The organism is uncultured Fibrobacter sp. (assembly GCF_937877005.1).
Classification (GTDB): Bacteria; Fibrobacterota; Fibrobacteria; order Fibrobacterales; family Fibrobacteraceae; genus Fibrobacter.
In genome coordinates this window covers 1-3,278 of sequence record NZ_CALEFV010000144.1, presented here as the reverse complement: position 1 = coordinate 3,278, position 3,278 = coordinate 1, and the positions used below count along the sequence as shown (strand labels likewise).

The window sequence follows — 3,278 nt, the reverse complement described above, 5'->3', positions numbered from 1 at the left end:
CGATGGTGCCGATGTTGCAGTGCGGCTTGCTTCTGTCAAAATGTTCTTTTGCCATTTTTTCCTCTTCTTCAGCAGAAGGTTTATCGCTTCGAATCCTAGGAATGGCGCGGGTTTGACGCACATTCCGATGATTTCGCAAAGCATAGGAAGCGGTACTTTGCGAATTTTGCTTGGCAAATTTAGAAAAGTCAAGGATTTTTTCAAGCATTTTTTTTGCGTTTTTGCGAGAAAAAAGCCAAATTTGCCCCCTCAAGACCCAAAATCCATCTTGAACGGGGCAGATGGGGCGCAAAACTCCGTTTTTCAAAAAATGCCGTTTTTCGCTAAATTTTAAAGGTTCAATGTTTTCTTCAAACATTAAATCCAACTTATCAACAGTTTAAAAACGTTTGTAGGGAAACGGCGGAAGTTCAAAATCTATCAACAGAAATTTTTGTAAAAAGATTTTAACAAAACGAAAATTTACAATTGCGGTGTGGTTGCGCTCACATCTTGTCATATTGTCCATGGCAGCGTGAACATTTATGGAACACTAAATGCTTATTATACATATTTTTACATGCACAATCCGACATATTTAATTACATTGGAACACTACATTTTGGGATCGAAGGTCTACATGAACAAAAAAATCATTTCTTTCGCAATTGCCCTGAGCGCGCTTTCCCTCCTGTATAGTTGCAGCGACGAAATCGCAAGCTCCAGCGACAACAATATCAACGCCATCGTGACGGATGTCCCGGTGTTCTACTATGACGGAGCCGACACGCCTCTCCTGATTACGGGCGAAGGCGTCGTCAAGGACACGGCCGGCAATGTCATCGGCACGGCCGATATCTATGCAGGCGTCATTGTCGATGTGAACGGCAATCCCATAGCAGAGGGCGTCAACTTCGGTGAACTTGACATCATCAGCCCGACCGTCATCACGGATCTCGCCTGGGTGATGAACGCCGACCAGAACTACGTCATTTACCCGAACGGCATCGTGACGGATGCCGCCGGCAACCAGGTCGGAACCATCGTATTCGGCACTGATCCGGAAACGGGCGCACAGATTTCTACAGGAAACATCATCGCCCTCGATGGCGTATCCGTACTCTTCGAAGGCGTCGACGTCAACGAGCTCCCGGTTCATGGAGCAAATGTCGCTCCCCCGCCTCCGACGAGCAGCGCAAGCGAACCGGTTCCGGAATCTTCCTCGGTATACGAACAGCCCCCCGTTTCCTCCGTTACCGTAGAATCCTCGAGCTCCATCGCACGTTCTTCCAGCTCGCGCATGTCCTCCAGTTCTGCAAGATCTTCCAGCTCGGCCAAATCGTCTTCGAGCAGTCAGCAGCAGGTCCTGCTGCCCAAGGTCATTTCGGGCGCACAGACCAAGTCCGGTTATGCAACACGCTACTGGGATAGCTGCAAGCCCCACTGCGCATGGGAAGGCAAGGGCGGTCCCGTGGCCAGAACCTGCAAGGCCGACGGCACCAGCAGGGCCAACTCCGACGAAAACTCCGTCTGTGACGGCGGTAGCGCAGGCACATGCTTCGACCAGACTCCGCAAATCGTGAACGATACGATTGCCTATGCATTCGCCGCAACACCCGGTGGCGGAAACGACTGCGGCAAGTGCTACATGCTCACCTTCAAGGGCACCGGCGCTTCTGCAACGAACACCCCCACCGACAGCCACCACAAGAAAATCAAGGGCAAGCACCTGATCGTCATGTCCAGCAACATCGGCTACGACGTTAGCCACAACCAGTTCGACCTGATGATTCCTGGTGGCGGTCCCGGCGCATTCAACGGTTGCCAGAAGATGGGAATTTCCTGTGCAGGCGCCCAGTACGGCGGATTCCTCACCACCTGCAACTACAAGAAGGACTGCCTTATCAACATGTGCAACCAGGAATACAGCAACAACACCAGCCTCAAGAACGGCTGCCTGTTCCTTGCCAACTGGATGGATGCGGCAAACAACCCCGAAGTCGACTTCGTGGAAGTGGAATGCCCCCAGGCACTTAAGGACAAATATTAATCCTTACCTACGGCCGAAAGGTTTTAAAGACCCCGGGAAATCCCCGGGGTTTTCTAATGTGATATAAATTCCGTAACTGCGTATCTAACAAAATTTTACATGAAAAAGTTCCATAAATAATCTATCTTTAAGTGCGGATGGAATTGGTAGGCTTTCAAAAGAAAGTCCGTGATTTTTTTTATTGAGGACCCCTATGAAAAAACCGATCTTCAAATCCATCATTATCCTCTCCTCCGTACTGGCACTCTGGAGCTGCTCCGACGAAGCCAACGACGCCTTGACGCAGGCCCAGCAGGCCATCGAAGATTCCGCAAGCAGCGAATCCCCCGAGGCACCCGCCAGGCACTTCCAGGCCGACCAGGATTACCTCATTTACACCAACACGGGCATCGTCACCGACGCAAACGGTAATGTCGTCGGAACCTTTGTCCCGAGCGAAGATGGCGTGACCGGTTCTATCGTCACCGCCGACGGAAACGTTATCGCAGGCAACATCAACACCGAAGAACTCCCCATAACGACTCTCAGCGAGCTGAATCCTCCTGCCGCTCCGGTTTCTTCCGATGCCGCCCAGCAGCCGCCCGTTCCGGTTTCTTCCGATGCCGCCCAGCAGCCGCCCATGCCGATTTCTTCTGACGCACAACAGCAGCCGGCAGTGTCTTCGGCAGCTCAGCAGCAGCCTGCCTCGAGCGCCAACGTAAATCCGGTCGCAAGTTCCTCTTCGACCCAGCAGCAACAGCCGAAATCCTCCGCCGCCGTATCGGGCAACTGTGACGGCAAATGCCTCGACAGCGTTTCGGGCAAGTGCGTTGGCAAATATGATCAGCTGAAGGGGTCCAAGGGTGAACAATACGCCTATGACAATGACTGCAAGCTGAACTGCTACTACGATCCTGCCGGCAACAACTGCAAGAACATTTCCGGTGCAGCACCGGCAAGCAGCGCCGCTCAGCAGCCGAAGTCCAGCTCTAGCGTAAAGTCTTCCAGCAGCTCTGCGAAGTCCAGTTCTAGCGTAAAGTCTTCCAGCTCTTCTGCAAGGTCCAGCTCCAGCGCGAAGTCCTCGAGCAGCCAGCAACAGCAACCGCAGGGTGGCTCTTTACTGCCCAAAATTATTTCGGGCGCCCAGACCAAGTCCGGCTACGCAACCCGCTACTGGGATAGCTGCAAGCCCCACTGCGCCTGGGAAGGCAAGGGAGGCCCCGTGGCCAGAACCTGTAACGCAGACGGCACGACAAGGGCCAGCTCTGAC

2 protein-coding genes and 1 pseudogene are annotated in these 3,278 nt (G+C 52.8%); 2 read left to right on the top strand and 1 reads right to left on the bottom strand.

Translation table 11 applies throughout. The features are described 5' to 3' along the window. Nucleotides 1-358 (bottom strand): hypothetical protein (locus tag Q0628_RS07035; protein WP_298769507.1); only part of this gene is annotated, 358 nt, incomplete at its 3' end. Nucleotides 359-619: 261 nt separating this feature from the next. Here Q0628_RS07035 and Q0628_RS07030 point away from each other — a divergent pair. Together Q0628_RS07030 and Q0628_RS07025 are read left to right on the top strand one after the other, a co-directional pair. After that, complete coding sequence (locus Q0628_RS07030; protein ID WP_298769506.1) at nt 620-2,029, top strand: hypothetical protein; 1,410 nt, start codon at nt 620-622, stop codon at nt 2,027-2,029. A gap of 193 nt (nt 2,030-2,222) precedes the next feature. After that, nucleotides 2,223-3,278: pseudogene (locus Q0628_RS07025) on the top strand (glycosyl hydrolase family 5); the annotation flags it as partial.